Source organism: Inmirania thermothiophila, assembly GCF_003751635.1.
In the GTDB taxonomy this organism is placed as follows: domain Bacteria; phylum Pseudomonadota; class Gammaproteobacteria; order DSM-100275; family DSM-100275; genus Inmirania; species Inmirania thermothiophila.
In genome coordinates this window covers 275032-300257 of record NZ_RJVI01000001.1, presented here as the reverse complement: position 1 = coordinate 300257, position 25226 = coordinate 275032, and the positions used below count along the sequence as shown (strand labels likewise).

25 protein-coding genes are annotated in these 25226 nt (G+C 75.5%); 9 read left to right on the top strand and 16 right to left on the bottom strand.

The features are described 5' to 3' along the window. Nucleotides 1–12: 12 nt before the first annotated feature. From EDC57_RS01395 to ubiD, 3 genes are all read right to left on the bottom strand, one after another. A complete protein-coding gene (locus tag EDC57_RS01395; RefSeq protein ID WP_123399507.1) occupies nucleotides 13–381 on the bottom strand; it encodes a hypothetical protein in 369 nt (122 codons plus the stop codon). Between the two features lie 91 nt (nucleotides 382–472). Beyond that, nucleotides 473–1114 carry a nucleotide-binding protein gene (locus EDC57_RS01390; protein ID WP_123399505.1) on the bottom strand — a complete coding sequence of 214 codons (642 nt, stop codon included), beginning with the start codon at nucleotides 1112–1114 and terminating at the stop codon, nucleotides 473–475. A 32-nt stretch (nucleotides 1115–1146) separates the two neighbouring features. Then, nucleotides 1147–2649, bottom strand: coding sequence for a 4-hydroxy-3-polyprenylbenzoate decarboxylase (gene ubiD, locus EDC57_RS01385; protein ID WP_123399503.1), 1503 nt, complete (start codon nucleotides 2647–2649; stop codon nucleotides 1147–1149). Between the two features lie 71 nt (nucleotides 2650–2720). Here ubiD and EDC57_RS01380 point away from each other — a divergent pair, with 71 nt between their 5' ends. Continuing rightward, nucleotides 2721–3500: a DUF72 domain-containing protein gene (locus EDC57_RS01380; RefSeq protein ID WP_123399501.1), complete on the top strand. Its 780-nt coding sequence runs from the start codon at nucleotides 2721–2723 to the stop codon at nucleotides 3498–3500. Here the strand turns inward: EDC57_RS01380 and cysN are convergent. The 4 genes from cysN to EDC57_RS01360 all read right to left on the bottom strand — a co-directional run bounded on the left by cysN (nucleotide 3448) and on the right by EDC57_RS01360 (nucleotide 8759). Then, nucleotides 3448–5313 (bottom strand): sulfate adenylyltransferase subunit CysN, encoded by a 1866-nt coding sequence (cysN, locus tag EDC57_RS01375; protein WP_123399499.1) that lies wholly within the window; start codon nucleotides 5311–5313, stop codon nucleotides 3448–3450. The two genes, EDC57_RS01380 and cysN, sit on opposite strands and share 53 nt — an antisense overlap. After that, the gene (gene cysD / locus EDC57_RS01370) at nucleotides 5313–6242 is read right to left on the bottom strand and encodes a sulfate adenylyltransferase subunit CysD (RefSeq protein ID WP_123399497.1); all 930 of its coding nucleotides are present in this window, start codon (nucleotides 6240–6242) and stop codon (nucleotides 5313–5315) included. Before cysD ends, cysN begins: the two co-directional genes overlap by 1 nt. A gap of 67 nt (nucleotides 6243–6309) precedes the next feature. Next, the gene (locus EDC57_RS01365; protein WP_123399490.1) at nucleotides 6310–7971 is read right to left on the bottom strand and encodes a nitrite/sulfite reductase; all 1662 of its coding nucleotides are present in this window, start codon (nucleotides 7969–7971) and stop codon (nucleotides 6310–6312) included. A gap of 20 nt (nucleotides 7972–7991) precedes the next feature. After that, nucleotides 7992–8759 (bottom strand): sulfite exporter TauE/SafE family protein, encoded by a 768-nt coding sequence (locus EDC57_RS01360; RefSeq protein WP_123399488.1) that lies wholly within the window; start codon nucleotides 8757–8759, stop codon nucleotides 7992–7994. Between the two features lie 105 nt (nucleotides 8760–8864). Between EDC57_RS01360 and cysB the strand changes: the two genes are divergently transcribed. Continuing rightward, nucleotides 8865–9839 carry an HTH-type transcriptional regulator CysB gene (gene cysB, locus EDC57_RS01355; protein WP_123399486.1) on the top strand — a complete coding sequence of 325 codons (975 nt, stop codon included), beginning with the start codon at nucleotides 8865–8867 and terminating at the stop codon, nucleotides 9837–9839. A gap of 9 nt (nucleotides 9840–9848) precedes the next feature. Here the strand turns inward: cysB and EDC57_RS01350 are convergent, their stop codons facing one another. The 8 genes from EDC57_RS01350 to EDC57_RS01315 form a co-directional block, all read right to left on the bottom strand. Then, on the bottom strand, nucleotides 9849–10181 hold the full coding sequence (locus EDC57_RS01350; protein ID WP_123399484.1) for a hypothetical protein: 333 nt from the start codon (nucleotides 10179–10181) through the stop codon (nucleotides 9849–9851). A 12-nt stretch (nucleotides 10182–10193) separates the two neighbouring features. Next, nucleotides 10194–10919, bottom strand: coding sequence for a phosphoadenylyl-sulfate reductase (locus tag EDC57_RS01345; RefSeq protein WP_123399482.1), 726 nt, complete (start codon nucleotides 10917–10919; stop codon nucleotides 10194–10196). Between the two features lie 138 nt (nucleotides 10920–11057). Next, nucleotides 11058–11390: a type 1 pili tip component gene (locus tag EDC57_RS01340; RefSeq protein WP_123400876.1), complete on the bottom strand. Its 333-nt coding sequence runs from the start codon at nucleotides 11388–11390 to the stop codon at nucleotides 11058–11060. Nucleotides 11391–11456: 66 nt separating this feature from the next. Continuing rightward, a complete protein-coding gene (locus tag EDC57_RS01335; RefSeq protein WP_123399481.1) occupies nucleotides 11457–12038 on the bottom strand; it encodes a carboxymuconolactone decarboxylase family protein in 582 nt (193 codons plus the stop codon). Next, a complete protein-coding gene (locus EDC57_RS01330) occupies nucleotides 12035–13252 on the bottom strand; it encodes an MFS transporter (RefSeq protein WP_123399479.1) in 1218 nt (405 codons plus the stop codon). The genes EDC57_RS01335 and EDC57_RS01330 overlap by 4 nt, the downstream gene beginning before the upstream one ends. Nucleotides 13253–13279: 27 nt before the next feature. Further along, on the bottom strand, nucleotides 13280–13603 hold the full coding sequence (locus tag EDC57_RS01325; protein ID WP_245995098.1) for an MTH1187 family thiamine-binding protein: 324 nt from the start codon (nucleotides 13601–13603) through the stop codon (nucleotides 13280–13282). Nucleotides 13604–13622: 19 nt separating this feature from the next. Continuing rightward, entirely contained in the window at nucleotides 13623–14399 is a 777-nt protein-coding gene (gene xth / locus EDC57_RS01320) for an exodeoxyribonuclease III (protein ID WP_123399477.1), read from the bottom strand. Continuing rightward, nucleotides 14396–16450: a M3 family metallopeptidase gene (locus EDC57_RS01315; RefSeq protein ID WP_123399475.1), complete on the bottom strand. Its 2055-nt coding sequence runs from the start codon at nucleotides 16448–16450 to the stop codon at nucleotides 14396–14398. The genes xth and EDC57_RS01315 overlap by 4 nt, the downstream gene beginning before the upstream one ends. A 69-nt stretch (nucleotides 16451–16519) precedes the next feature. Here EDC57_RS01315 and gorA point away from each other — a divergent pair, with 69 nt between their 5' ends. Beyond that, a complete protein-coding gene (gorA, locus tag EDC57_RS01310) occupies nucleotides 16520–17866 on the top strand; it encodes a glutathione-disulfide reductase (protein WP_123399473.1) in 1347 nt (448 codons plus the stop codon). A gap of 10 nt (nucleotides 17867–17876) precedes the next feature. Then, nucleotides 17877–18413, top strand: coding sequence for a gamma carbonic anhydrase family protein (locus EDC57_RS01305; RefSeq protein ID WP_123399471.1), 537 nt, complete (start codon nucleotides 17877–17879; stop codon nucleotides 18411–18413). Here EDC57_RS01305 and aroE read toward each other — a convergent pair. Then, entirely contained in the window at nucleotides 18407–19237 is an 831-nt protein-coding gene (gene aroE / locus EDC57_RS01300; protein ID WP_123399469.1) for a shikimate dehydrogenase, read from the bottom strand. The two genes, EDC57_RS01305 and aroE, sit on opposite strands and share 7 nt — an antisense overlap. A 79-nt stretch (nucleotides 19238–19316) precedes the next feature. On the opposite strand from aroE, the gene ppx reads away from it, so the two are divergent. The 5 genes from ppx to EDC57_RS01275 are packed head-to-tail and all read left to right on the top strand — an operon-like array spanning nucleotide 19317 to nucleotide 25225. After that, on the top strand, nucleotides 19317–20828 hold the full coding sequence (gene ppx / locus EDC57_RS01295) for an exopolyphosphatase (protein ID WP_342768964.1): 1512 nt from the start codon (nucleotides 19317–19319) through the stop codon (nucleotides 20826–20828). 56 nt (nucleotides 20829–20884) lie between these two features. Continuing rightward, nucleotides 20885–21835: a glycine--tRNA ligase subunit alpha gene (gene glyQ / locus EDC57_RS01290; RefSeq protein ID WP_123399467.1), complete on the top strand. Its 951-nt coding sequence runs from the start codon at nucleotides 20885–20887 to the stop codon at nucleotides 21833–21835. Then, nucleotides 21828–23906: a glycine--tRNA ligase subunit beta gene (glyS, locus tag EDC57_RS01285; RefSeq protein ID WP_123399465.1), complete on the top strand. Its 2079-nt coding sequence runs from the start codon at nucleotides 21828–21830 to the stop codon at nucleotides 23904–23906. The genes glyQ and glyS overlap by 8 nt, the downstream gene beginning before the upstream one ends. A 12-nt stretch (nucleotides 23907–23918) precedes the next feature. After that, entirely contained in the window at nucleotides 23919–24470 is a 552-nt protein-coding gene (gene gmhB, locus EDC57_RS01280; protein ID WP_123399463.1) for a D-glycero-beta-D-manno-heptose 1,7-bisphosphate 7-phosphatase, read from the top strand. Continuing rightward, the gene (locus EDC57_RS01275; protein ID WP_342768963.1) at nucleotides 24461–25225 is read left to right on the top strand and encodes a lysophospholipid acyltransferase family protein; all 765 of its coding nucleotides are present in this window, start codon (nucleotides 24461–24463) and stop codon (nucleotides 25223–25225) included. The genes gmhB and EDC57_RS01275 overlap by 10 nt, the downstream gene beginning before the upstream one ends. Nucleotide 25226 lies beyond the last annotated feature (1 nt).

Below are 25226 nucleotides of genomic sequence, written 5' to 3'. Positions count from 1 at the left end.
CGCACGCAAGGGTCAGCCGAGCCGCATCACCGTGTGCGGGGTGAGGAGGAGACGCCGGTAGAGCAGGTAGAGGCGCTGCCGGGAGGCCCCGGGCGGGCGGGTCGCCCCCTGCGGCATCGCGGCCTGGAACGGCATCGCCGGCGCCAGCGCCGGACCGGGCGGCGCGCCGGGCGAGCGCGGCCGCTCCACCTGCGGCAGCGTGGTGCCTTCATGGTGGGCCGGGCGGTGGAAGCGCGCCTCGCAGGGAAGCCAGCCGGCTCGGGAGGCCTCTCCGGCGGGGACGGCGAGGCTCGCGCCGGCGGCGACGGCGGCCCCGGCGGTGCCGCCCCCGACCAGCCCGGCCGCAAGCAGCGCCAGGGCCGCCGCGACCCACCACCTCATCGCGCGTGAACCTCGGTGCATCCGGCTCCCCGACGTCGTCGCCCCCGCCCGGACCGATGCCTTGGACACCCGTCGCGGAGGCGGGTTCCGCTCACGCCGCGGGACGGCTGCGGCGGCTGCCCAGCCAGCGCAGCAGGCGCTGCCACTGCTCCCGATCCTGGGCCGCCTGGGCGGGGGCGAGCTCGAGGACCCCGAGCCCCCGCTCGGCGGCGCGGATGTAGTTCTGGCTCTCGCGCAGCACGCCGATGAAGGGGATGCCGAGCCGGCGCAGGAAGTCCTCGAGGGTGTGGTAGATGCGCGTGTGCTCGCGCACGCGGTTGGCGAGCACGCCGAGGACCACCCGGCCCCGCGCCACCTGGGGGGTGGCCGTGAGCTCGCCCACGAAGCGCGCCGCGGCGCGGATGTCCAGGGGCGAGGGCAAGACCGGGATCAGCACCGTCTCGGCGCGGCGCAGCAGCGGAGCGAGCTCCGCGCCGTGGACCCGCGCCGGGGCGTCCATGACCAGCACCTCGCAGCCGCGCGGGGCGCGCCAGGCGCCCTCCCAGGCGGCGATGCCGTGGATCGGCGGACGCGTCTCCGGGCGCGCCTCGAGCCACGTCCAGGCGCTCGCCTGGGGGTCGAGGTCGGCCAGCGCCACCTGGTGCCCGCGCGCCGCGTAGTGCGCGGCGAGGGTGGTGGCGATGGTGGTCTTGCCGCAGCCGCCCTTGGCGTTGAGGACCAGGATGGTGCGCATGGCCGCCCCTCCGCGTGCCGGGCCCGGGCGAATTATAGTGGGCGGGTGCGGCCGCCATCGGCGTCCGCGGCGAGGATGCCCAGCGCGTCCCAGAGCTCGTCGACGCGGCGGCGCACGGCCTCGTCCATGCGGATGGGGCGGCCCCAGGCGCGCGTCGTCTCGCCCGGCCACTTGGTGGTGGCGTCGAAGCCCATCTTGGAGCCGAGGCCGGAGACCGGGGAGGCGAAGTCGAGGTAGTCGATGGGGGTGTTCCCCACCACCACCGTGTCGCGCGCGGGGTCCATGCGCGTGGTCATGGCCCAGATCACGTCCCGCCAGTCGCGCACGTCCACGTCGTCGTCGGTGACGATGACGAACTTGGTGTACATGAACTGGCGCAGGAAGGACCACACCCCCATCATCACGCGCTTGGCGTGGCCCGGGTACTCCTTGCGGATGCTGACGCAGGCGAGGCGGTAGGAGCAGCCCTCGGGCGGCAGGTAGAAGTCGACGATCTCGGGGAACTGCCGCTGCAGGATGGGGACGAAGACCTCGTTGAGGGCGACGCCGAGGATCGCCGGCTCGTCCGGCGGCCGCCCGGTGTAGGTGCTGTGGTAGATGGGCCGGTGGCGGTGGGTGATGCGCTCGATGGTGAAGACCGGGAAGCGCTCCACCTCGTTGTAGTAGCCGGTGTGGTCGCCGAAGGGGCCCTCGTCGGCCTCGTCCCCGGGGTGGATGAAGCCCTCGAGCACGATCTCGGCGCTCGCCGGCACCTGCAGATCGGCGTGGCGGCAGCGCACCACCTCGGTGCGCGCGCCGCGCAGCAGCCCGGCGAAGGCGTACTCCGAGAGGGTGTCCGGGATGGGGGTCACCGCCGCGAGCATCGTCGCCGGATCCGCGCCCAGCGCCACCGCCACCGGGAAGGGCTCGCCGGGACGGGCCTCGCGCCAGTCGCGGTAGTCGAGGGCGCCGCCGCGGTGGGAGAGCCAGCGCATGATGACGCGGTTGCGTCCGATCACCTGCTGGCGGTAGATGCCGAGGTTCTGGCGCGGCTTGCGCGGGCCGCGCGTCACCACCAGGGCCCAGGTGATGAGCGGGCCGGCGTCGCCGGGCCAGCAGGTCTGGATCGGGAAGCGCCCGAGGTCCACCTCCTCCCCCTCCAGCACCACCTCCTGGCAGGGGGCCCGTGGGAGCACGCGCGGGTTCATGTGCAGGACCTGGCGGAAGACCGGCAGCTTCTGCCAGGCGTCGCGCATCCCCGCCGGCGGCTCCGGCTCCTTGAGGAAGGCGAGCAGCCGCCCCACCTCGCGCAGCGCGCCGACGTCGTCGCGGCCCATCCCGAGGGCGACGCGGCGCGGCGTCCCGAACAGGTTGGCCAGAAGCGGCACCTCCGAGCCCCTCGGCCGCTCGAAGAGCAGCGCCGGCCCGCCCGCGCGCAGGGTGCGGTCGCAGATCTCGGTGACCTCCAGGTGCGGATCCACCTCGAGACCGACGCGCTTGAGCTCCCCCCGGCGCTCGAGGTCGGCGACGAAGTCTCGCAGGTCACGGTACGGCATGGCGGCCGATTATGCGGGCCGCCCCGGGGGCTGGCAAACGCCGCCGCGGCGGTGCACATTGGCGACCGACCATGGCGGGGTCGCTGCACATCGGCACCAGCGGCTGGAGCTATCCGCACTGGCGTGACGGCTTCTTCCGCGGCGTGCCGCGCGCGCGCTGGCTCGCGCACCTCGCCGCGCACTTCGACACGGTGGAGGTGAACGCGAGCTTCTACCGCCGCCTCGCCCCGGCGACGCTCGCCCGCTGGGCCGCCGCGACCCCGGACGACTTCCTCTTCTCCCTCAAGGGCCACCGCGCCGTCACCCACCTGCGCCGCCTGCGCGACGTCGCCGCGGAGGTGGCGGCACAGCGCGCGGCCTCGGCCCCCCTCGGGGCGCGGCTTGCGTGCGTCCTCTGGCAGGCGCCCCCGGGGCTGCACGCCGACGCGGCGCTGCTCGCCGGATTCCTGGAGGTGCTGGGGACCTGGCCGGGACCGCGCCACGTGCTCGAGTTCCGCCACCGCGGCTGGTTCACGGACGCGGTGGCGGAGCGCCTCGCCGCCGCGGGCGTCGCCCACGCCCTCTCCGACGCCGGGCGCTGGCCGCGCTGGGACGCCGTCACCACCGACCTGGTCTACGTCCGCCTCCACGGGCGCCCGCGCACCTACGCCTCCGCCTACGGCGAGGCGGGGCTGCGCCCCTGGGCGGAGCGGATCTCGGCCTGGCGCGCCGAGGGGCGCGACGTCTTCGTCTACTTCGACAACGACGCCGCGGGCGCGGCCCCCGAAGACGCCCGCATCCTGCAGGCGCTGTGCGGGTTCAGCCGCCGCCCGCCCGTCCCAGCCAGCCCCGCGCCCGGAGCAGGGCCATGAGCCGCTCCACGGCGTCCTCCACCGCCAGCTCGTGCGCCGGCAGCACCAGATCCGGCGCCGGCGGCGGCTCGTAGGGGGCGTCGACCCCGGTGAAGCCCGGGATCTCGCCGGCGCGGGCGCGCCGGTAGAGGCCGTGGCGGTCGCGCAGGGCGCAGACCTCGGGCGGCGTGCTGACATGGACCTCGAGGAAGTCCTCCTCGCCCACGATGCCGCGCACCCGTTCGCGGTGGGCGACCCGCGGCGAGACGAAGGCGCCGATCACGAGGTTGCCGGCGTCGATGAGGATCGAGGCCACCTCGGCGACCCGGCGCAGGTGCTCGCTGCGGTCCTCGGGGGAGAAGCCGAGATCGCCCGAGAGGCCGTGGCGCAGGTTGTCGCCGTCGAGGACGTAGGCGTGCACGCCGCGCTCGAACAGCCGCGCCTCCAGCGCCCGCGCGATGGTGCTCTTGCCGGCGCAGGGCAGGCCCGTGAGCCAGAGCAGGCCGGCGCGGTGCCCGTGCACCCGCTCGCGCTCGGCGCGCGGGATGCGCCCCTCGCGCCAGAAGACGTTGGGGCTCGCCGCGGGGTGGGCGCTCACCACCATGCCCGCGGCGACGGTGCGGTGGCTGCGCGGGTCGATGAGGATGAAGGCGCCGGTGGCGCGGTTCTCGGCGTAGGGGTCGACGGCGAGGGGCTGCGCCGCGTGGAGCCGGATGCGGCCGATGTCGTTGAGGGCGAGGCTGGCGGCGTGGCGGTGGCTCAGGGCGTCGACGTCGACGCGGTGGACGACGTGGGTGATGCGCGCGCGGGTGGTGCGCGTGGTGTGCTTGACGAGGTAGGGCCGCTCCGGGTCCAGCGGCTCCTCGTCGAACCAGACCACGTCCGCCTCCAGCTCGCGGCTGACCTCCGGCGGCGCGGCGGCGTCCACGATCATGTCGCCGCGGCCGACGTCGATCTCGTCGGCGAGGAGGAGGATGACCGCCTGCGGCGCCGCGGCCTCGGCGAGGGCGCCGTCGAAGGTGTGGACCGCCCGCACCGTGGTCTCGCGCCCGGAGGGCAGGACCCGCACCCGCTGCCCCACGCGCACGGTGCCCGAGGCGACGCTGCCCGCGTAGCCGCGGAAGCGGCTGTCCGGGCGGACGGCGAGCTGCACCGGGAAGCGCAGCGGCGCCGCGGCGGCGTCGGCCCCGACCTCGACCGTCTCCAGCAGCTCCAGCAGCGGCGGGCCCTCGTACCAGGGCATGCGCGGGCTGGGGCGGGTGACGTTGTCGCCGTGCAGGGCGCTGACCGGGACGAAGACGAGGTCGCGCGCGCCGATGCGGGCGGCGAAGCGCTCGAACTCGGCGCGCACCCGCTCGAAGGCCGCACGCTCGAAGCCGACGAGGTCCATCTTGTTGACCACCACCACCAGCTTGGGGATGCCCAGCAGGTGGGCGATCCAGGCGTGGCGGCGCGACTGGGTGCCGACCCCCCGCGCCGCATCCACCAGGATCAGGGCGAGGTCGGCGGTGCTCGCCCCGGTGGCCATGTTGCGCGTGTACTGCTCGTGGCCCGGGGTGTCGGCGATGATGAACTTGCGCCGCGGCGTGGCGAAGTAGCGGTAGGCGACGTCGATGGTGATGCCCTGCTCCCGCTCGGCCTTGAGGCCGTCGGTGAGCAGCGCGAGATCCGGCCCTTCGCCGCGGCTCGCCCGCGCCACCGCCTCGAGCTGGTCCTCGAACACCGCGCGCGCCTCGTAGAGCAGCCGCCCGATGAGGGTGCTCTTGCCGTCGTCGACGCTGCCCGCGGTGGAGAACCGCAGCACCCCGCGCGCCTCCTTCAGCACCGCCGCCATCAGAAGTACCCCTCCCGCTTGCGCTCCTCCATGGAGGCCTCGCTCGCACGATCGTCGACGCGTGTGGCGCCGCGCTCGGTGACGCGGGCGAGCGCCGTCTCCTCGATGATCTTCTCCACCGTGTCGGCGTCGCTCTCGACGCAGGCGGTGCAGGTCATGTCGCCGACGGTGCGGAAGCGCACGCGGCGCCGCTCGACCCGCTCGCCCGGGCGCGGCGGCACCAGCTCGCTCACCGGGACGAGGACGCCGTCGCGCTCCACCACCTCGCGCTCGTGGGCGTAGTAGATGGCGGGCAGATCCAGCCGCTCCCGCGCGATGTACTGCCAGACGTCGAGCTCGGTCCAGTTGCTCAGGGGGAAGACCCGGATGTGCTCGCCCGGGTGGTGGAGCCCGTTGTAGAGGTTCCAGAGCTCGGGGCGCTGGCTGCGCGGATCCCACTGGCCGTGGACGTCGCGGAAGGAGTAGATGCGCTCCTTGGCCCGCGCCTTCTCCTCGTCGCGGCGCGCCCCGCCGAAGACGGCGTCGAAGCGGAACTCGGCGATGGCGTCGAGCAGGGTCACGGTCTGCAGCCGGTTGCGCCCCTCCCCCGGGCGCTCGCGCACGCGCCCGGCCCGGATCGAGTCCTCCACCGAGCGCACGATGAGCCGCGCCCCGAGCTCGCGCGCGCGGCGGTCGCGGAAGGCGATCACCTCCGGGAAGTTGTGGCCGGTGTCGATGTGCAGGAGCGGAAACGGGATCGGCAGCGGGTGGAAGGCCTTCTCGGCCACCCGGAGCATGCACACCGAGTCCTTGCCCCCCGAGAACAGCAGCACCGGCCGCTCGAACTCGGCCGCCACCTCGCGCATGATGTGGATGGCCTCGGCCTCGAGCCAGTCGAGATGGCCGAGGCCCCGGGTCTCCTCCCGCACCGGAAGGACGCTCGCCTCCATCGCCACGCCTCTCCTCTGCATGCCCGGGGGGGCGCCCGCGCCCCCCGTTCCCCGGGATCCCGCGCCCTCAGGTGCCCGTGGGCAGCTCGAAGCCCGCGAGGCCGCCCTGGGCGCACTCGCCGAGACCCTCCTCGTCCTGGGCCACCGCGCCCTCGCCGCTCCAGTCGACGGCGAGCGCCGCCGCCTCCTCGGCGCGCACGGGCACGAGATCCGCGAGCAGCGCGTGGAAGAAGCCCGCGCCCTCGCGCCGGGCCCAGGCACCGAAGGACTCGTCCTCGCCGCGGCGCTCGCGCCAGGCCGCCCGCACCCGCGCGAGCGCCTGCGGCACCCGCCGGGCCGGGACCTCCGGCCCCTCCACCGCGAGCCCGCCGCCGGCGGCCGGATCCCCGCCGAACTCGAGCACGTAGCAGGGCACGAGCACCCCGTCGACGCGCCGCCCCTGGCCGTGCAGGCCGATGTCGCCGACGCGGGACTGAGCGCAGCCGTTGGGGCAGCCGTTGACCCGCACGCGCAGGTCCTCCGCGCCGCCGTCGATGCGGTCGGCGAGATGGGGCGAGGCGGTCACCGCGAGCGGGCAGAGGGTGGTGCCGGGGCAGGTGACGACGCCGTCGCCCGCGCGCGGCCGGCCGAGCCCGAGCCGCCCGAGCGCGGCCTCCAGGGCGGCGAGGCGCTCCTCGGCGACCCCCAGCAGGAGCAGGTTCTGGTCCTGGGTCACGCGCAGCGCCTCGACGCCGTGCTCCGGCAGCAGCGCCGCCAGTCCGCGCAGCTGCGCGGCGTCGAGCTCGCCCCGGGGCACCGCCACGGGCAGGGCCACCCGTCCCGGCTGGCGCTGGGCCACGGGGGCGCGCACCACCCCGCCGGGCAGCGCCGGCGCCGGCCCCGGCTCGCGCCAGGCCGCGGCCACGGCGCCCCCCTCGAGGCGTGCCAGCCGCTCACGGTAGAGGGCGCGGAAGCGCTCGATGCCGAGGCGCTCGACGGTGAACTTGAGCCGTGCCCGCGCCCGGCGCCGCCGCTCGGAGTGCTCGTGGTGGAGCCGGATCACGGCCTCCACCGCCGCCAGCAGGCGCGCGGCGGGGACGAAGGGGTCGAGCAGGTCCGCCTCGCGCGGCCGGCTGCCGAGGCCGCCGCCCACGTAGAGGGCGAAGCCGGGTGCGCCGTCGCGGCGCACGGCGACGATGCCGAGGTCGTGGATGCGGGCCCCGGCGCAGTCGGCCTCGCAGCCGGAGAAGCTGACCTTGAACTTGCGCGGCAGCGCCGAGGCCACGGGATCGCCGGTGAAGCGGCGGGCGACGGCCTCGATGAGGGGCTGCACGTCGACGTGCTCGCCCGGGCAGACCCCGGCGAGGGGGCAGGCGGTGACGTTGCGCACGGTGTTGCCGGCGGCCTCGCGGGTGGTGAGCCCGTGGCCCGCGAGCAGCCGCAGCAGGGCCGGCAGGTCCTCGAGGCGGACGCCGTGGTACTGCACGTCCTGGCGGGTCGTGAGGTTGACCACGGGATGGCCGCAGAAGCGCTCGAGGCCCTCGGCGAGGCCGGCGAGCTGGCGCGGCGCGACGGCGCCACCCGGGAGCTTGACCCGCACCATGTGGAGGCCTTCCTGGCGCTGGGCGTAGATGCCCTGCTGGAGCCGCACCGGGACGAAGGCCTCCGGCGCCATGCGCCCCGCGCGCACGGCCTCCACCGCCGCCTCGAAGGCGTCCAGCACCGTAGGGTCGTTGAGATCGATGGCCATCGTCGCGCTCCTCTCTGCGTTCACCAGACGAGCCCCACCCCCACCGCCACCAGGCAGACCGCGAGCAGCGGCCGCAGCACCCCGGCCGGGAGGCTGCCCCCGAGGCGCGCCCCCAGCACCGCCCCCGGCAGCGAGCCCGCCGCGAGCAGCGCCAGCAGCCCCCCGTCCACGGTCCCGAGCCCGACGTGGCCGGCCGCGGCCAGGGCCGCGAGCGGCACCGCGTAGGCGATCCCGGTGCCCACCACCACCGCCGGCGCAAGCGCCGGATGCAGCACCACCAGCGCCGCGGTGCCGAGCGCCCCCGCGCCCACCGAGGACAGCGCCACCAGCAGCCCCACCACCGCCCCGGCGGCCACGGTCAGGGCGGCGGCGCGCCGGGCGAGGGCGGCGCGCAGCGCCGGGACCTCGATCCGCCCCCACTCGCGCAGCAGCAGCACGACCCCGGTGAGGACGAGGGCGGCGGCGAGGGTGGGCCGGATCAGGACCCCGGGGTCGCCGCCCGCGGCCCTCACCGCGGCGAGCAGCCCGAGCCCCGCCGCCACCGCCGGCACCGCCCCGGCCAGCAGCCGCGCGGCGAGGGGCCAGGCGACCTGGCCGCGGCGGTGGTGCGCCCACGCCGCACCGGCCTTGGTGAGGGCGGCGTAGGCGAGGTCCGTGCCCACCGCGGTGGCCGGCGGCACCCCCAGGAGGATGAGCAGCGGCGTCATCAGCGCGCCGCCCCCGACCCCCGTCAGCCCCACCACGACGCCGACCGCCAGCCCTGCGATGACGAATGCGCCCGCTTCCATCCGGGATACGCCCTGTGACCGTGGGTCCGATCCTAAGGGCCCGTGCTTATGGACAAAAAGAATGATTGTTTCTATCTTGATGTGAGCTGGTTATAAGGAGGCCCCGTGAACCTGCAGCAGCTCCGCTACGTGGTGGCCGTGGTGCGCAGCGGCCTCAACGTCTCCGCCGCCGCCGAGCGGCTGCACACCTCCCAGCCCGGGGTCAGCAAGCAGATCCGCCAGCTCGAGGACGAGCTGGGGGTTCGCCTGTTCGAGCGCAGGGGCCGGCAGCTGGTGCGGCTGACGCCGGCGGGGGAGGCGGTGCTGCGCCACGCCGAGCGGGCCCTCGCCGAGATGGACGGCATCCGCCGCATCGGTGAGGAGCACCGCGACCCCACCCGGGGCAGCCTCGCCGTGGCCACCACCCACACCCAGGCCCGCTACGCCCTGCCGCCGGTGGTGGCGCGCTTCATCCGCCGCTACCCCCGGGTGCGCCTGCATCTGCACCAGGGCACGCCGATGCAGATCGCCGAGATGGCGGCCGGCGGCGAGGTGGACTTCGCCATCGCCACCGAGGCCATGGAGCACTTCGAGGACCTGGTGATGCTGCCCTGCTACCGCTGGAACCGGGCCGTGGTCACGCCCTGCGACCACCCCCTGCGGGAGGTGGAGCCGCTGACCCTGGAGGCGCTGGCCGAGTACCCCATCGTCACCTACGTCTTCGGCTTCACCGGCCGCTCCGTGCTCGATCGCGCCTTCGCCGCCGCGGGCCTCGAGCCCAACGTGGTCTTCACCGCCACCGACGCCGACGTCATCAAGACCTACGTCCGCCTCGGCCTCGGCGTCGGCATCGTCGCCCGCATGGCCTACGACCCGCGCGTCGACACCGACCTCTGCGCCCTCGACGCCGGCCACCTCTTCGAGCCGAGCACCACGCGCATCGGCTTCCGCCGCGGCACCTTCCTGCGCCGCTACATGTACGACTTCATGGAGTGGTTCGCCCCCCACCTGACGCGGGAGCGGGTCGACGCCGCGGTCGCCGCCGCCGACTGGCGGGCGCGCGAGGCGCTGTTCGCCGACCTCGCGCTGCCCATGCGCTGAGGGCCGCCCTCAGACGAAGTCCAGCTCGGGGTGGGCCTCCAGCAGGTCCAGCGCCGAGACCGCCGCCGCCGGGCGCAGCACCTCCCGCAGCAGCCGCAGGTAGGCGGTGTAGACGCGCACCGTGCCGTCGCCGTCCTCGACCAGGAAGAAGGGCGCGGTGGCGATGCCGTGGCGGCGCGCCAGCCGCCAGCCCTCCCCCTCGGGGTCGCGCTCGTCGGCCACCACCACGCGGTGGATGCGCGACCACAGGCCCTCGCCGCGCAGGCGCGCCTCCACCTCCGCGCACTTGCGGCACGGCCGCCCGTCGGCGAGGACCTTCTTGACCATCGTCACCCGTGCCATGGACCGCCCTCCTCAGCCGTTGGCCGCCAGGTTGCCGGCATGCAGGCCGCACTCCTTCTCGCGCGCGTCCTCCCACCACCAGCGCCCCTCGCGCTCGTGCTGGTGGGGCAGGACCGGGCGGGTGCAGGGCTCGCAGCCGATGCTCACGTAGCCGCGGGCGTGAAGCGCGTTGTAGGGGACGTCGTGGGCGCGGATGTAGGCCCAGACCTGCGCCGAGCTCCACTCCGCGAGCGGATTGACCTTCACCAGGGGCCGGTCCGGCTGCGAGAAGGCCGCATCCAGCTCCACCACCGGCACCGCCGCCCGCGTCGGGCTCTGGTCGCGGCGCTGGCCCGTGACCCAGGCGTCGAGGCCGGCGAGGCGGCGCCGCAGCGGCGCCACCTTGCGCACCGCGCAGCAGGCCTTGTGGCCCTCGCGGTAGAAGCTGTAGAGGCCGCGCTCGCGCACCAGGGCCTCCACCTCGGCGGCGTCCGGAAACAGCACCTCCAGGGCGATGCCGTAGTGCTCGCGCACCCGCTCCAGGAAGCGGTAGGTCTCGGGATGGAGGCGACCGGTGTCGAGGGAGAAGACGGCGACGTCGGGACGGATCCGCACCGCCATGTCCACCAGGACCACGTCCTCGGCGCCGCTGAAGGAGAGGGCGATGCGCTGGAAGCGCTCCAGCGCCCAGCGCAGGATCTCCTGCGGCTCGGCGCCGGCCAGCTCCCGCCGGGCCCTTTCGACGAGCTTTCCGTCCATCCGGCAACCCCCCGAATCGGTAGCGGCGCCGCCCGCCGGCACCGCGCCCGTGCAGGGATACCCGAATCCAGGGTATGACCGGAAATGATTTGTTCTTCTAGTTTGTGAACCAGAGGGAATAAGCGCGGGGCGGGCCGCCTACTTGTCTCCGCCGGCCTCGAGCTCGCGCAGGTACCGCCGGGTCAGCTCGGCGAAGCGCGGCGTCGGCCCCACGTCCTCGTAGATGGGATCGCCCTGCTCGTCCTCGGCCACCACCCGCGTGCCGGGGACGTAGGGCATGGTGGCCTCCACCTCGTTGAGGGCCGCCGAGAGCAGATCGGTGACGACCTCCTCCACCTCCCGCCCGTAGAGCTCGGCCAGGGCCTCGATCCGGGCCGCATCCTCCAGCGGCAGCCGGACCTCGTAGCGCTTCGCGGCCAGCCGCCGAGGCCGCTCCTGCGTCCAGGTCTCGATCAGGTCCCGCACCCGCATCAGCATCGCTCCATTCCTCGCTCCGACCTCCCGGCACGGCGATTTCTCGGTGCCCACGTTGTCATTCTAGCGGTGTTCGTCCGGGTCCGTCGTGACCCGGGACACGTCCGGGACACGGCAGAACCCCTGCGGCTCGACGCCGAGGGCGGCGTTGAACTTCGACGACAGGTTCTGGAACGCGATGAGCGCGGTCAGCTCCACGATGCCGTCGTCGTCGAAGTGCCGGCGCAGGGCCTCGAAGTGCTCCGGCCCCGGCTGGCGGTCGCTCAGGGTGACCGCCTCGGCGTAGCGCAGCACCGCGCGCTCGCGCTCGTCGAAATGGGGGCTGTCCTCGAAGCGTTCCAGATCCGCCAGCTTCTCCCACGGAACGCCGCGGCGCATCCCCAGGGCGCAGTTGATGTCGACGCAGAAGCGGCACCAGTTGAGCTGCGAGACGCGCACCGTCACCAGCGCGCGCAGGGCCGGCTCGATGGGAGAGCTGCGCCGGTCCAACGCACCGTAGAGGAGGGCGACGCCGGCGAAGACCCGGGGGCTGCGCGCCCAGAGTCGTGCCGGCTCCAGCACCTTGCCGTAGCGGCGGCGCTGGTTCCAGAAGAAGAGCCGCACGTACCACGGCACGCGCCCGAGGGGACTGCGGATCACGCTCATGGGGTCTCCTCCATCATGGCCGGGGGGCGGCGGGAACGCAGGGCGAGGCTGAGGGCGGTCCCGGCCGCGGTGAGGACGGCGGCCGCCCCGTAGGCGGGGCCGAAGCCGCCGACGCGCTCGGCCAGCCACCCCGCCCCCGCCGGCCCGGCCACCTGGCCGAGGGCGAAGACGAAGGTGATCCAGCCGAAGACGGTCCCTGCGCGCGCAGCCCCCACCAGATCGCCCACCGCCGCCGCCATGATGGTGGGGATGGCCCAGGCCGAGACGCCGTAGAGCACCACCGAGACGAGCACCCCGGCCGTCCCCGGGCGCAGCGCCATGAGCCCGTAGGCCACGGTCTGCAGGGCGAAGACGAGGGCGAGGCCGCGCCGCCGCCCGATGCGGTCGGACAGCCCCCCGAAGAGCGGCCCCGAGGCCAGGCTCAGCAGCCCCACCAGGCTCCAGAAGTCGCCGGCGCGCTCCGCCGCCATGCCGTGATCGTCGATGAGGGTGGTGACCACGAAGGTGGCGTAGACCACGTAGGTGGCGCCGAAGGCGAAGTAGACCGCGCCGAGGTGGGCCACCAGCCCCGGCGGCAACCGCCCGCCCCCGGCCGGCACCGCCTGCCGCCCCCCCACCGGCTCGAGGCCCAGCCGCGCCGGGTCGTCGCGCAGCAGCCACCCGGCGAGGGCGGCGCAGGCGAGGCAGAGCAGCCCGAGGGCCGCCCACGCCGTGCGCCAGCCGCCGGGGGCGGCGGCCAGCACCGGCACCCCCTGCCCGGCGAGGGCGATGGCGATGCCGTTGGCCGAGACCACCAGCCCCGCCGCCCGCCCGCGCAGGCGGGGCGCGAACCAGGCCGAGACCAGGGCCATCACCGGGACGTTGGCGGCGCCGCTGCCGAAGCCGGTGAGGGCGTAGAGGAGCGCGGCGGCGGCGAAGGACGGCGCCGCCGCGACCCCGAGCATGGAGGCCCCCACCAGCACCACCGAGGCGGCCACCACGCGCCGCGCCCCGAAGCGCTCGGCGACGGGACCCGCCGCCAGCACCGCCGCCAGGTAGCCGACGAAGTTGGCGGTCCCGAGCAGCCCCATCTCGGCGTAGCCGAGACCGAGGCCGGCCCCGGTGCCGGGCAGGAGCATGCCGAGGGCGAAGCGGCCGACGCCGAGGGCGGCGAAGATCGCCGCCGCCCCGCCGGCGAGGACGGCGAGGGCCCGCCCGGTCCCCTCAGCGGCCATGGCGCCGCCGCGCTGTGTCGGCGCCGCTCACCGGGCGAGCTTGGCCTCGACGCTCGCCACCTTGTCCTCCATGCTCTGGTCGCGGTCGGTGCGGGTGCCGATCTTGATGCTGGTGCTCAGGCGGGGCACCCCCATCCCGTGCAGCACCTCGTGGCAGCGCCGGATCGCCGCCATGACCTCGTCCCAGGTGCCCTCGACGTTGGTGCCGTAGGCGTGCAGGCGGGTCTTCAGCCCCGCCTCGGCGAAGACCCGCTCGCAGGCCGCCACGTAGGGCGAGAGCGAGAGCCCCACCCCCAGGGGCACGATGGTCACGTCGGCGATCACGCGCAGGGAGCCCACCTCGGTCGTCATCGCGGTACCTCCTCGCGGGTCAGGACCCGGCCAGGTCGAACTCGGCCACCACCGGGGCGTGGTCGGAGGGGCGCTCGCCCTCGCGCGGCGCGCGGTCCACGCGGCAGGCGCGCACCCGCCCGCACAGCGCGGGGCTCGCGAGCACGTGGTCGATGCGAAGCCCCATGCCCCGGCGGTAGGCGTTCATGCGGTAGTCCCACCAGGTGTGGATGCCGGCCTCCCCCGTGATCCGGCGCAGGACGTCGCACAGGCCCGCCTCCAGCAGCGCGCGGAAGGCCTCGCGCTCGGGCGTGCTGGCCAGCACCCGCTCGCGCCAGAGCTCGGGATCGTGCACGTCGCGGTCCTCCGGGGCGACGTTGAAGTCCCCCAGGACCACGAGCAGCGGGTGGCGCGCCAGCTCCGCGCGCACCTGCGCCGCCAGCGCCTCCATCCAGGCCAGCTTGTAGGCGAACTTGTCGCTGCCCACGGCCTGGCCGTTGGGGACGTAGACGTCGATCACCCGCAACGGCCCGCAGGTGGCGGCGAGATAGCGGCGCTGCCCGTCGGGGGCCCCCGGCAGGGCGTCGGCCACCTCGGCGGGGGGGAGACGGGAGACGATGGCGACCCCGTTGTAGGTCTTCTCGCCGGCGAAGACCACGTGATAGCCCGCCTCCCGGAACTCCAGCGCGGGGAAGGCCTCGTCGGGGACCTTGGTCTCCTGCAGCGCGAGCACGTCCGGGGCCTCGGCCGCGAGCCAGGCGAGCACCTGGGGCAGGCGCACGCGCAGGGAGTTGACGTTCCAGGTGGCGACCCTCACTGCGGCTGCTCCTGCACCGGCTCGATGCCGCTGTGGCGCAGCAGCGGCTCGACCCGCGGCGGCCGCCCGCGGAAGGCCACGAACAGCGCCATCGGCTCGCGCGCCCCGCCCTGCTCGAGGATCTCGCGCCGGAAGCGCCGCCCGGTGGCGGCATCGAACACCCCCGCCTCCTCGAAGGCCGAGTAGGCGTCGGCGGCCAGCACCTCGGCCCACTTGTAGCTGTAGTAGCCGGCCCCGTAGCCGCCGGCGAAGATGTGGGAGAAGCCGTGGGCGAAGCGGTTGAAGGCGGGCGGGCGCACCACCGCCACCTCCTCGCGCACCGCCTCGAGGATCTCGTAGACGCGCCCGCCGCGCGCCGGGTCGTACTCGGCGTGCAGGCGCATGTCGAAGAGGGCGAACTCGAGCTGGCGCACCATCTGCAGCCCGGCGTGGAAGTTGCGCGCCGCCCGCAGCCGCTCGAGCAGCGCCCGCGGCAGCGGCTCGCCGGTCTCGTAGTGGCCGGAGATCAGCGCCAGGGCCTCGGCCTCCCAGCACCAGTTCTCGAGGAACTGGCTCGGCAGCTCCACCGCGTCCCAGGGCACGCCGCGGATGCCGCCGACGCTGGGCCAGTCGATGCGGGTCAGGAGGTGGTGTAGGCCGTGGCCGAACTCGTGGAACAGGGTCAGGACCTCGTCGTGGGTGAGCAGCGCCGGCCGCCCCTGCACCGGGGGCGTGAAGTTGCAGGTGAGGAAGGCGAGCGGCGTCTGGACCGCCCCGTCGCGGCGCAGCCGCGCCCGGCACTCGTCCATCCACGCCCCGCCCCGCTTGTGGGGGCGGGCGTAGGGGTCGAGCCAGAAGCCGCCGAGCACGGTCCCGTCCTCGTCCACGATCTCGTGGAAGCTGACGTCGGGGTGCCACACCGGCACCCCCGCGCGGGGGCGCACGGTGATGCCGAACAGCCGCCGCACCACCTCGAACATCCCCTCCAGCACCCGCGGCAGCGGGAAGTAGGGCCGGAGCGCCTCCTCCGCCAGCCCCAGCCGCTCCTCGCGCATGCGCTCGGCGTAGTAGGCGATGTCCCAGGCCTCGAGCCGCTCGAGGCCGTCGCGCTCGCGGGCGAAGGCGGCAAGCTCGGCCAGCTCGCGCTCGGCGGCGGGGCGGCTGTGGCGGGCGAGCTCGCGCAGGAAGCCGAGCACCTCCTCCACCGAGGAGGCCATCTTGGTGGCGAGGGAGAGCTCGGCGTAGGAGGCGAAGCCGAGCAGCCGCGCCGCCTCGTGGCGCAGGGCGAGGATGCGCTCCATGACCGGGCCGTTGTCGAAGCGCCCGGCGTGGGGGCCGCGGTCGGAGGCGCGGGTGACGTAGGCCTCGTAGACCTCGCGGCGCAGGGCGCGCGAGCGGGCGTGGCCCATGACCGCGAGGTAGCAGGGCATCTCGAGGGTGAGGAGATACCCGTCCACCCCCTCCCGCTCGGCGTACCGGCGCGCAAGCGCCAGCGCGGTCTCCGGCAGGCCCGCGAGCTCCTCCGCGCTGGCTCGGCGCTTCCAGGCCTGGGTGGCGTCGAGGAGGTTCTCCTCGAAGCGGGTGCCGAGCCGCGCCAGCTCCTCCTGGATGGCGCGGAAGCGCGCGCGCTCGGGCCCGGCGAGCTCCACCCCCGAGAGGCGGAAGTCGCGCAGCGCGTTGTCCACCAGGCGCTGCCCCGCGGGCTCCAGCCGCGGGTAGGCCTCGCCCTCGCGCAGGGCGCGGAAGGCGCGGTAGAGGGCCTCGTTCTGGCCGAGCTCGGTGGCGTAGTCGGTGAGCTTGGGCAGGCAGCGGTTGTAGGCCTCGCGCCAGGCCTCGGAGTTCATCACCGCGTTGAGGTGGGAGACTGGCGCCCAGGTGCGCTCGAGCCGCTCCTCGATCGCCTCCAGCGGCACCACCAGGGACGCCCAGGTGGGCCGCACCTGGCCGGCCAGCTCCGCCACGCGACGGCGGTTCTCCGCCAGCACCTGGTCGATGGCGGGCTCGGCGTGCTCGGGCCGGATGGCGTCGAAGGGCGGGTAGGGGGCGTCGCGCAGCAGGGGGTTGTCGCTCATGGGCGGCTCCGGGGACCGGCACGGCCGCCCAGTATACAATCGGCACTCCACGGCACCGGAGGGTGGAGCATGCCCGAGCAGTTCGACCTCATCGCCATCGGCGGCGGCAGCGGCGGCCTGTCGGTGGCCGAGCGCGCCGCCGCCCACGGCGCCCGCTGCGCCCTCGTCGAGCGTGCCCGCCTGGGCGGCACCTGCGTCAACCTCGGCTGCGTTCCCAAGAAGATGATGTGGTACGCCGCCCACGTCGCCGAGACCCTGGAGGACGCGCGCGGCTACGGCTTCGACGTCGAGCTCCGCGGCCACGACTGGAAGGCGCTGAAGGCGGCCCGCGACCGCCACATCCAGGGGATCAACGACTGGTATCGCAACTACCTCGCCGACAGCGACATCACCCTCGTCGAGGGCGAGGCGCGGCTGGTGGACGCGCGCACGGTGGAGGTGGACGGGCGACGGCTGGCGGCCGAGCACATCGTCCTCGCCCCGGGCGGGCGCCCCGCGGTGCCGGCGGTGGAGGGCGCCCAGCTCGGCCTCACCTCCGACGGCTTCTTCGCCCTCGAGGCGCTGCCGCGCCGCGTCGCGGTGGTGGGCGCAGGCTACATCGCGGTGGAGATCGCGGGGGTGCTCAACGCCCTCGGCGCCGAGGTCACCCTGCTGCTGCGCGGCGAGCAGCTCCTGCGCCGCTTCGACCCCATGCTGCGCGAGGCCCTCATGGAGGAGATGCTCGCGCAAGGCGTCAACATCATCCCGCGGGCCCAGATCGGGTCCCTGCGCCGCGACGGCGACGGGCTCGCCATCTGCTGCGTCCAGGGCCAGGTGCTCGGCGGCTTCGACGCCGTCATCTGGGCCATCGGCCGGCGGCCCAACACCGAGGGCCTCGGCCTCGAGGCCGCGGGGGTGGAGGTGGACGCCGACGGCCACATCCCCGTGGACGCCTACCAGAACACCAACGTCCCCGGCATCTACGCCGTCGGCGACGTCACCGGCCGCGCCATGCTCACGCCGGTGGCCATCGCCGCCGGGCGGCGGCTCGCCGACCGCCTCTTCGGCGGCCGCCCCGACGCCCGCCTGGACTACGAGCTCATCCCCACGGTGGTGTTCAGCCACCCCCCCATCGGCACCGTGGGCCTGTCCGAGGACGAGGCCCGCGACCTCCACGGCGAGGCGGTCAAGTGCTACACGACCCGCTTCACCCCCCTCTACCACGCCCTCTCCGGACGCGACACCCGCACCGCCATGAAGCTCGTGTGCGTGGGCGCGCAGGAGCGGGTGGTGGGCCTGCACGTCATCGGCCGAGACGCCGACGAGATCCTGCAGGGCTTCGCGGTGGCGCTGCGCATGGGCGCCACCAAGGCCGACCTCGACCGCACCGTCGCCATCCACCCCACCAGCGCCGAGGAGCTGGTGACCATGCGCTGAGGGCACCGCCGTGACCGTGGCCGCCTTCGCGGGGCGCAGCCCCCGCATCGACCCCGAGGCCTTCGTCCACCCCCTCGCCTACGTCGTGGGCGACGTCACGGTGGGCGCCGCCAGCTCGCTCTGGCCCGGCGTGGTCGCCCGCGGCGACGTCCACGCCATCCGCATCGGGCGGCGCACCAACGTCCAGGACGGCACCGTGCTCCACGTCACCGGCCCCCACGGCGACCGCCCCGGCCACCCCCTCGCCATCGGCGACGAGGTCACCATCGGCCACCGCGCCGTGGTCCACGGCTGCACCGTGGGCAGCCGCGTCCTCGTGGGCATCGGCGCCATCGTCCTCGACGGCGCCGTGATCGAGGACGAGGTGATCGTCGGCGCCGGCGCCCTCGTGCCGCCCGGGGCCCGCCTCGCCTCCGGCCATCTCTACCTGGGCTGCCCGGCGCGGGCGGCGCGCCCCCTGCGCGCCGACGAGCGCGAGGGGCTCGCCCGCTCCGCCGAGCACTACGTCGCGCTCGCGCGGCGCCACGCGGAAGTAAGCGCCTACTGACCCGCGGCGCCGCCCCTGAGGGCCGCGAGCACGGGGGCGGTCTCGGGCCGCACCCCGCGCCAGAGGGCGAAGGCCTCGGCCGCCTGCTCCACCAGCATGCCGAGGCCGTCCTCGGCGCGCAGGCCCCGCCCGCGCGCCCAGGCGACGAAGGGGGTGAGGCCGTCGCGGGCGTAGGCGAGGTCGTAGCAGAGGGGCGCGCCCGCGAGCACGACCTCGTCGAGGGGCGGCACCTCGCCGGCGAGGCTGGCCGCGGTGGCGTTGAGGACGAGGTCGTAGGGCCCCGGGGGGATCGCCGCGAGGCCGCAGGCGCGGACGCGGCCGAGGCCGCCGAAGGCCCGCTCCAGGGCGCGCGCCCGCGCCTCGGTGCGGTTGGCGACGACGATCTCGGCCGCGCCCTCGAGCAGCAGCGGGCCGAGCACCCCGCGGGCGGCGCCGCCGGCGCCGAGAAGGAGGATGCGGGCGCCGCCGAGGTCGAGGCCGAGCCGCTGCGTGAGGTCGCGCACGAGCCCGGCGCCGTCGGTGTTGTCGCCCACCACCGCGCCGCCGGCCTCGAAGGACAGGGTGTTCACCGCCGCGGCGCGCTGGGCGCGCTCGCTCACCCGCGCGCACAGGGCGTAGGCCTCCTCCTTGAAGGGCACGGTGACGTTGGCGCCGCGGCCGCCGGCGTCGCGGAAGGCGAGCACCGCCTCGCGGAAGCCCCCCACCGGGGCCTCGACAGCCTCGTAGGTCAGGTCCTGCCCCGTGGCCGCGGCGAACAGCGCGTGGATGCGGGGCGAGAGGGAGTGCCTCACGGGGTTGCCGAACACGGCGTAGCGGTCGCTCATGGTGCCCCTCCGGGTGACGCGGCCCGGCCGCAGCGGCTAAGCTGGCCCGCCAGTATAGACCCTGGGAGGGAACGGCGCGGTGGCCGTCGCCCCGATGCCCGCTGCGCGGCGCACCCTCGCCGCCGTGGACCTGGGCTCCAACAGCTTCCACCTGGTGATCGCCCGCGCCGAGGGCGGCACCCTGCGGGTGCTCGACCGCCTGCGCGAGATGGTCCAGCTCGGCGCCGGCCTCGACGACGACGGGCGCCTGCGCCCGCAGGCCGAGGCGCGCGCCCTCGCCTGCCTCGAGCGCTTCGGCCAGCGCCTGCGCACCATGGCCCCCGGCACGGTGCGGGCCGTCGGCACCAACGCCCTGCGCCGCGCCCGCCACCCGGAGGGCTTCCTCGCCCGCGCCGAGGTCGCCCTCGGCCACCCCGTGGAGGTGGTCTCCGGGATCGAGGAGGCCCGCCTGGTCTACCTGGGCGTCGCCCACACCCTGCCCGACCCGCACCTGCGCACCCTGGTGGTGGACATCGGCGGCGGCAGCACCGAGCTGGTGATCGGCGAGGGCTACCGGCCGCTGGAGCTGGAGAGCCTCTACATGGGCTGCCTGAGCTGGAGCGAGCGCTTCTTCCCGAAGGGGCGGATCGGCGAAGAGGCCATGCGCGAGGCCGAGCTCGCGGCGGAGGTGGAGGTGGAGGGCGCGCTGGGGCGGCTGCGGCGGCTCGGCTGGGCGCGGGCGGTGGGCTCCTCGGGGACGGCGCGGGCCGCCCTCGCCGCCGCCCGCGCCCTCGGCTGGGCGCGGGGGGGGCTGACGGCGCAGGCCCTCCGGCGGCTGCGCCGCAGCCTGGTGGAGGCGGGCCGCGTCGAGGCCCTGCGTCTTCCGGGGGTGCGCCCCGCCCGCGCCCGCGTGCTCCCGGGCGGCATCGCGATCCTGCATGCGGTCTTCGAGGTCCTCGGGCTCGAGGAGATGACGGTGTCGGCGGGGGCGATGCGGGAGGGGATCCTCTACGACCTCCTCGGGCGGCTGCACGACGAGGACGCGCGCGAGCGGGCGGTGGCGGCGATGATGCGCCGCTACCACGTGGATCCCGAGCAGGCGGCCCGCGTCGAGGCCACCGCCGAGGCCCTGCGCCGCGGCGTCGCCGCCGCCTGGGGGCTCGCCGACCCGCAGGCCCCGCGGCTGCTCGCCTGGGCGGCACGCCTGCACGAGGTGGGCCTCGCCGTCGCCCACGCCCAGTACCACAAGCACGGCGCCTATCTGGTGGCCCACGCCGACCTCGCCGGATTCTCGCGCCAGGAGCAGGAGGCGGTGGCGGCGCTGGTGCGGGGCCACCGGCGCAAGTTCCCGCGGGCGGTCTTCGCCGCCTTCCCCAAGGGCGAGCGGCGCCGGCTCGAGCGCCTGTGCGTGCTGCTGCGCCTTGCGGTGCTGCTGCACCGGGACCGCGCCGGCGGCGGCCCGCTGCCCCGCCCCGAGGCCCGCGGCCGCCGCCTGCGGCTGCACTTCCCCCCGGGGACGCTGGCGCGCCGCCCCCTCACCGCGGTGGCGCTGGAGCAGGAGCGGGCGCTGCTCGCCGCCGCCGGCTGGAAGCTCGCGGTGGAGGAGGGCTGAGGGGCGCGGGCGCCCTCCGGTATACTGTGCGGCCTTGGTTTGCCCGGGGGGAGCCGATGAGCGGGCAGGTGCGCGCCGAGGAGATCGCGCGGCGCTACGACCTCTCCACGTTCCAGGGCTTGGTCCAGGCCCTGCAGGCCTACTGGGGGGCGCTGGGCTGTGTCCTGGTGCAGCCCTACGACATGGAGGTGGGGGCCGGGACCTTCCATCCGGCCACCTTCCTGCGCGCCATCGGACCCGAGCCCTGGGCCGCGGCCTACGTCCAGCCCTCGCGCCGGCCCACCGACGGCCGCTACGGCGAGAACCCCAACCGCCTGCAGCACTACTACCAGTACCAGGTGGTGATCAAGCCCTCGCCGCCGGACATCCAGGAGCTCTACCTCGCCTCCCTGCGGGCCCTGGGCATCGACCCCCTGGTGCACGACATCCGCTTCGTGGAGGACAACTGGGAGTCGCCGACCCTGGGCGCCTGGGGGCTGGGCTGGGAGGTCTGGCTCAACGGCATGGAGATCACCCAGTTCACCTACTTCCAGCAGGTGGGCGGCCTCGACTGCCGGCCGGTGACGGGGGAGATCACCTACGGGCTCGAGCGCATCGCCATGTACCTGCAAGGGGTGGAGAGCGTGTTCGATCTGGTCTGGTCGCGCGGGCCGCTGGGGACCGTCACCTACGGCGACGTCTACCACCAGAACGAGGTGGAGCAGTCGGCCTACAACTTCGAGCACGCCAACGTGGAGGCCCTGTTCGGCTGGTTCGAGACCTGCGAGGCGGAGTGCCGGCGCCTGCTGGAGCTGGGCCTTCCCCTGCCCGCCTACGAGCAGGTCCTCAAGGCCTCCCACACCTTCAACCTCCTCGACGCCCGTCGCGCCATCTCGGTCACCGAGCGCCAGCGCTACATCCTGCGCGTGCGCGCGATGGCGCGGGCGGTGGCCGAGGCCTACCACGCCGCCCGCGAGCGCCTGGGCTTCCCCATGCTGCGGGCGGCGACGGAGGCGGCCCATGGCTGAGCGGCGCGACCTGCTGGTGGAGATCGGCACCGAGGAGCTGCCGCCGAAGGCGCTGGCGGGGCTGGCGCAGGCCCTTCTCGAAGGGGTCGTGGCGGGGCTCGACGAGGCCGGCGTCGGCCGCGGCGAGGGCCGCTGCTTTGCGACCCCGCGGCGGCTGGCGGTGCGCGTCGCGGCGGTGGCCACGGCCCAGCCCGACCGCGTCGTGGAGCGGCGCGGCCCGGCGCTGCGCGCCGCCTTCGACGCCGAGGGGTGCCCCACCCGCGCCGCCGAGGGCTTCGCCCGCGCCTGCGGGGTGGCGGTGGAGGCCCTCGAGCGCCTGGAGACGCCGCAGGGGGCCTGGCTCGTGCACCGGCGCATCGAGCGGGGCCGTCCCACCGCCGAGCTCCTGCCTGGGATCGTCTCCCGCGCCCTCGACCGCCTCCCGGTCCCCAAGCGCATGCGCTGGGGCGACCTGGAGGAGGCCTTCGTGCGGCCGGTCCACTGGATCGTCCTCCTCCTCGGCGGCGAGGTGGTGCCCATGCGCCGCTTCGGGATCGCCTCCGGCCGCGCGAGCCGCGGCCACCGCTTCCACCACCCCGGCCCCGTGGAGCTCGCCGCACCGGCCGAGTACGAGCAGCGCCTCGAGACCGAAGGCCGCGTCCTCGTCGACCTCGCGCGGCGCCGCGCCCGCATCCGCGAGCAGGTGGAGGAGGCGGCGCGGGAGGCCGGCGGCCGCGCCCTCGTGGACGAGGCCCTGCTGGACGAGGTCGCGGCGCTGGTGGAGTGGCCGGTGGCGGTGGCGGGGCGGTTCGAGGAGCGCTTCCTCGCGCTGCCGCGGGAGGTCCTGGTGAGCACCATGCAGGACCACCAGCGCTACTTCCCGGTGGAGGGGGAGGACGGCGGCCTCCTGCCCTGGTTCGTGACCGTGGCCAACATCGAGAGCCGCGATCCGGCCCGGGTGCGGGAGGGCAACGAGCGGGTGATCCGCCCGCGCCTGGCCGATGCCGCCTTCTTCTGGGAGCAGGACCGCCGCCGGCCCCTGGCCGCGCGCCGCGAGGCCCTCGCCGGCGTGGTCTTCCACGAGCGCCTGGGGAGCCTGCTCGAGCGCAGCGACCGCATCGCCCGGCTCGCCGCCGCCATCGCCGAGCGCCTCGGCGGCGACGCCGACGCCGCGCGGCGCGCCGGCGAGCTCGCCAAGTGCGACCTCGTCACCGAGATGGTGGGCGAGTTCCCGGAGCTTCAGGGGATCATGGGCCGCTACTACGCGCTGCACGACGGCGAGCCGGAGGCGGTGGCCGAGGCCATCGCCGAGCACTACCGCCCGGCCCACGCCGGCGACCGCCTACCGGCCACCGCGGCCGGGCGCGCCCTCGCCCTCGCCGACCGCATCGACACCCTGGTGGGCATCTTCGCCGCCGGCGAGCGCCCGAGCGGCGAGAAGGACCCCTACGGCCTGCGCCGCGCCGCCATCGGCGTGCTGCGCATCCTCATCGAGGGGGAGCTGGCGCTGGACCTGCGCGAGCTCCTCGCCGAGGCCGCGGCGGGGCTCGCCGGGCGGGTGCCGGCGCAGGAGGTGGTGGACGAGGTCCTGGACTACTGCCTGGAGCGGCTGCGCGCCTACTACGCCGAGGCGGGCTGCGGCGCCGACGCCTACGACGCGGTGCGGGCGGTGCGCCCCACCGCGCCGCTGGACTTCCACCGCCGCCTCGAGGCGGTGGAGGCCTTCCACGGGATGGAGGCGGCGGCCGCCCTCGCCGCCGCGCACAAGCGCATCCGCAACATCCTGCGCAAGGCCGCCCCCGCGCCGGAGCCGGGATGGGACGATGGGCTGCTCGCGGAGGAGGCTGAGCGCGCCCTCGCCGACGCGCTCGCCGCCTGCCGCGAGGCGCTGGCGCCGCTCCTCGCCGCGGGGCGCTACCGCGAGGCGCTGGAGCGCCTGGCGGCGCTCCGGCCGGCGGTGGACCGCTTCTTCGACGAGGTCCTGGTGATGGCCGAGGACGAGGCCGTGCGGCGCAACCGCCTGGGTCTGCTGGCTGCCCTCGGCCGGCTCCTCGACAGCGTCGCCGACATCTCGCGCCTGCGCACCGCCTGAGGGGCCCGCCCCGTGGCCCTGGTGATCCTCGATCGGGACGGCGTCCTCAACCACGACTCCGAGGCCTTCATCAAGTCGCCGGCGGAGTGGGTGCCGATCCCGGGCAGCCTCGAGGCGGTGGCGCGCCTGCACCAGGCCGGGCACACGGTGGTGGTGGCCACCAACCAGTCCGGGATCGCGCGGGGGCTGCTGGATCTGGAGGCGCTCACCGCGATCCACGCCGTGATGCGGCGGGCGCTGGCGGCGGTCGGCGCCGCCGTGGATCTCATCCTCTTCTGCCCCCACGGCCCGCGCGAGGGTTGCGCCTGCCGCAAGCCGCGGCCCGGGATGCTGCTGGAGGCCGCCGCCCGCACCGGGCTGCCCCTCGCCGGGGCGCCGGTGGTGGGGGATGCGGCGCGCGACCTCGAGGCCGCGCGCGCCGCCGGGGCGACCCCGGTCCTCGTGCGCACGGGCAAGGGGGCGGCCACCGAGGCCGAAGGCGGACCGGAGCTCGCCGGGGTGGCGGTCTTCGACGACCTCGCGGCCTTCGTGACGCACTGGCTGGGGGAGGCCCGATGCGGCTGATGCAGCTCCTGCGCTCGGCGCTCTTCCAGCTCTTCATGGTGGTCACGGTGCTCCTGTGGGCGCCCGCGGTGGTGCTGCTGGCCCCGGCGCCGTATCGCTGGCGCTACGCGGTGGCGCGCTCCTGGGCGCGGATCAACATCGCCGCCGCGGCGCGCCTCTGCGGCATCCGCTACCGCGTCCGCGGCGCCGAGCACCTGCCGCCCGGGCCCGCCATCGTCTTCAGCAAGCACCAGTCGGCGTGGGAGACCCTGGCCCTGGTGGTGCTGCTGCCGCCGCAGACCTGGGTCCTGAAGCGGGAGCTGCTGTGGATCCCGGTCTTCGGGTGGGCGCTCGCGCTGCTGCGGCCGGTGGCCATCGACCGCTCCGCCGGGCGGCGCGCGGTGGAGGCCATCGTCCGCCGCGGCCGCGAGCGGCTGCGCCAGGGGCTCTGGATCGTGGTCTATCCCGAGGGGACACGGGTGGCGCCCGGGACGCGGCGCCGCTACGGCATCGGCGGCGCCGTCCTCGCCGAGCGCACCGGCGCCCCCGTGGTGCCGGTGGCCCACAACGCGGGGCTCTTCTGGCCGCGGCGCGCGCTCCTGCGCCGCCCCGGCACGGTCGAGGTGGTGATCGGCCCGGTGATCGAGACCCGGGGGCTCGCCGCGGCCGAGATCAACGCCCGCGCCGAGCGCTGGATCGAGACCGAGTCGGCGCGCCTGCTGCCGCCGGAGCTCGCCGCGCGCGTCGAGGCGCTCCCCGCCGGGCGGCGCGGCTGAG

Coding starts and splice junctions, on each gene's coding strand:
- cysN (WP_123399499.1), bottom strand. CDS start 5,313: ATGGCGGCGGTGCTGAAGGAGGCGCGCGGGGTGCTGCGGTTCTCCACC.
- aroE (WP_123399469.1), bottom strand. CDS start 19,237: ATGAGCGACCGCTACGCCGTGTTCGGCAACCCCGTGAGGCACTCCCTC.
- cysD (WP_123399497.1), bottom strand. CDS start 6,242: ATGGAGGCGAGCGTCCTTCCGGTGCGGGAGGAGACCCGGGGCCTCGGC.
- EDC57_RS01350 (WP_123399484.1), bottom strand. CDS start 10,181: ATGGCACGGGTGACGATGGTCAAGAAGGTCCTCGCCGACGGGCGGCCG.
- glyS (WP_123399465.1), top strand. CDS start 21,828: ATGGCTGAGCGGCGCGACCTGCTGGTGGAGATCGGCACCGAGGAGCTG.
- EDC57_RS01335 (WP_123399481.1), bottom strand. CDS start 12,038: ATGAGCGTGATCCGCAGTCCCCTCGGGCGCGTGCCGTGGTACGTGCGG.
- EDC57_RS01390 (WP_123399505.1), bottom strand. CDS start 1,114: ATGCGCACCATCCTGGTCCTCAACGCCAAGGGCGGCTGCGGCAAGACC.
- EDC57_RS01340 (WP_123400876.1), bottom strand. CDS start 11,390: ATGCGGGTGCGGGACCTGATCGAGACCTGGACGCAGGAGCGGCCTCGG.
- EDC57_RS01325 (WP_245995098.1), bottom strand. CDS start 13,603: ATGACGACCGAGGTGGGCTCCCTGCGCGTGATCGCCGACGTGACCATC.
- EDC57_RS01395 (WP_123399507.1), bottom strand. CDS start 381: ATGAGGTGGTGGGTCGCGGCGGCCCTGGCGCTGCTTGCGGCCGGGCTG.
- EDC57_RS01315 (WP_123399475.1), bottom strand. CDS start 16,450: ATGAGCGACAACCCCCTGCTGCGCGACGCCCCCTACCCGCCCTTCGAC.
- gorA (WP_123399473.1), top strand. CDS start 16,520: ATGCCCGAGCAGTTCGACCTCATCGCCATCGGCGGCGGCAGCGGCGGC.
- EDC57_RS01365 (WP_123399490.1), bottom strand. CDS start 7,971: ATGGCCATCGATCTCAACGACCCTACGGTGCTGGACGCCTTCGAGGCG.
- EDC57_RS01360 (WP_123399488.1), bottom strand. CDS start 8,759: ATGGAAGCGGGCGCATTCGTCATCGCAGGGCTGGCGGTCGGCGTCGTG.
- EDC57_RS01330 (WP_123399479.1), bottom strand. CDS start 13,252: ATGGCCGCTGAGGGGACCGGGCGGGCCCTCGCCGTCCTCGCCGGCGGG.
- EDC57_RS01345 (WP_123399482.1), bottom strand. CDS start 10,919: ATGGACGGAAAGCTCGTCGAAAGGGCCCGGCGGGAGCTGGCCGGCGCC.
- ubiD (WP_123399503.1), bottom strand. CDS start 2,649: ATGCCGTACCGTGACCTGCGAGACTTCGTCGCCGACCTCGAGCGCCGG.
- glyQ (WP_123399467.1), top strand. CDS start 20,885: ATGAGCGGGCAGGTGCGCGCCGAGGAGATCGCGCGGCGCTACGACCTC.
- EDC57_RS01275 (WP_342768963.1), top strand. CDS start 24,461: ATGCGGCTGATGCAGCTCCTGCGCTCGGCGCTCTTCCAGCTCTTCATG.
- EDC57_RS01380 (WP_123399501.1), top strand. CDS start 2,721: ATGGCGGGGTCGCTGCACATCGGCACCAGCGGCTGGAGCTATCCGCAC.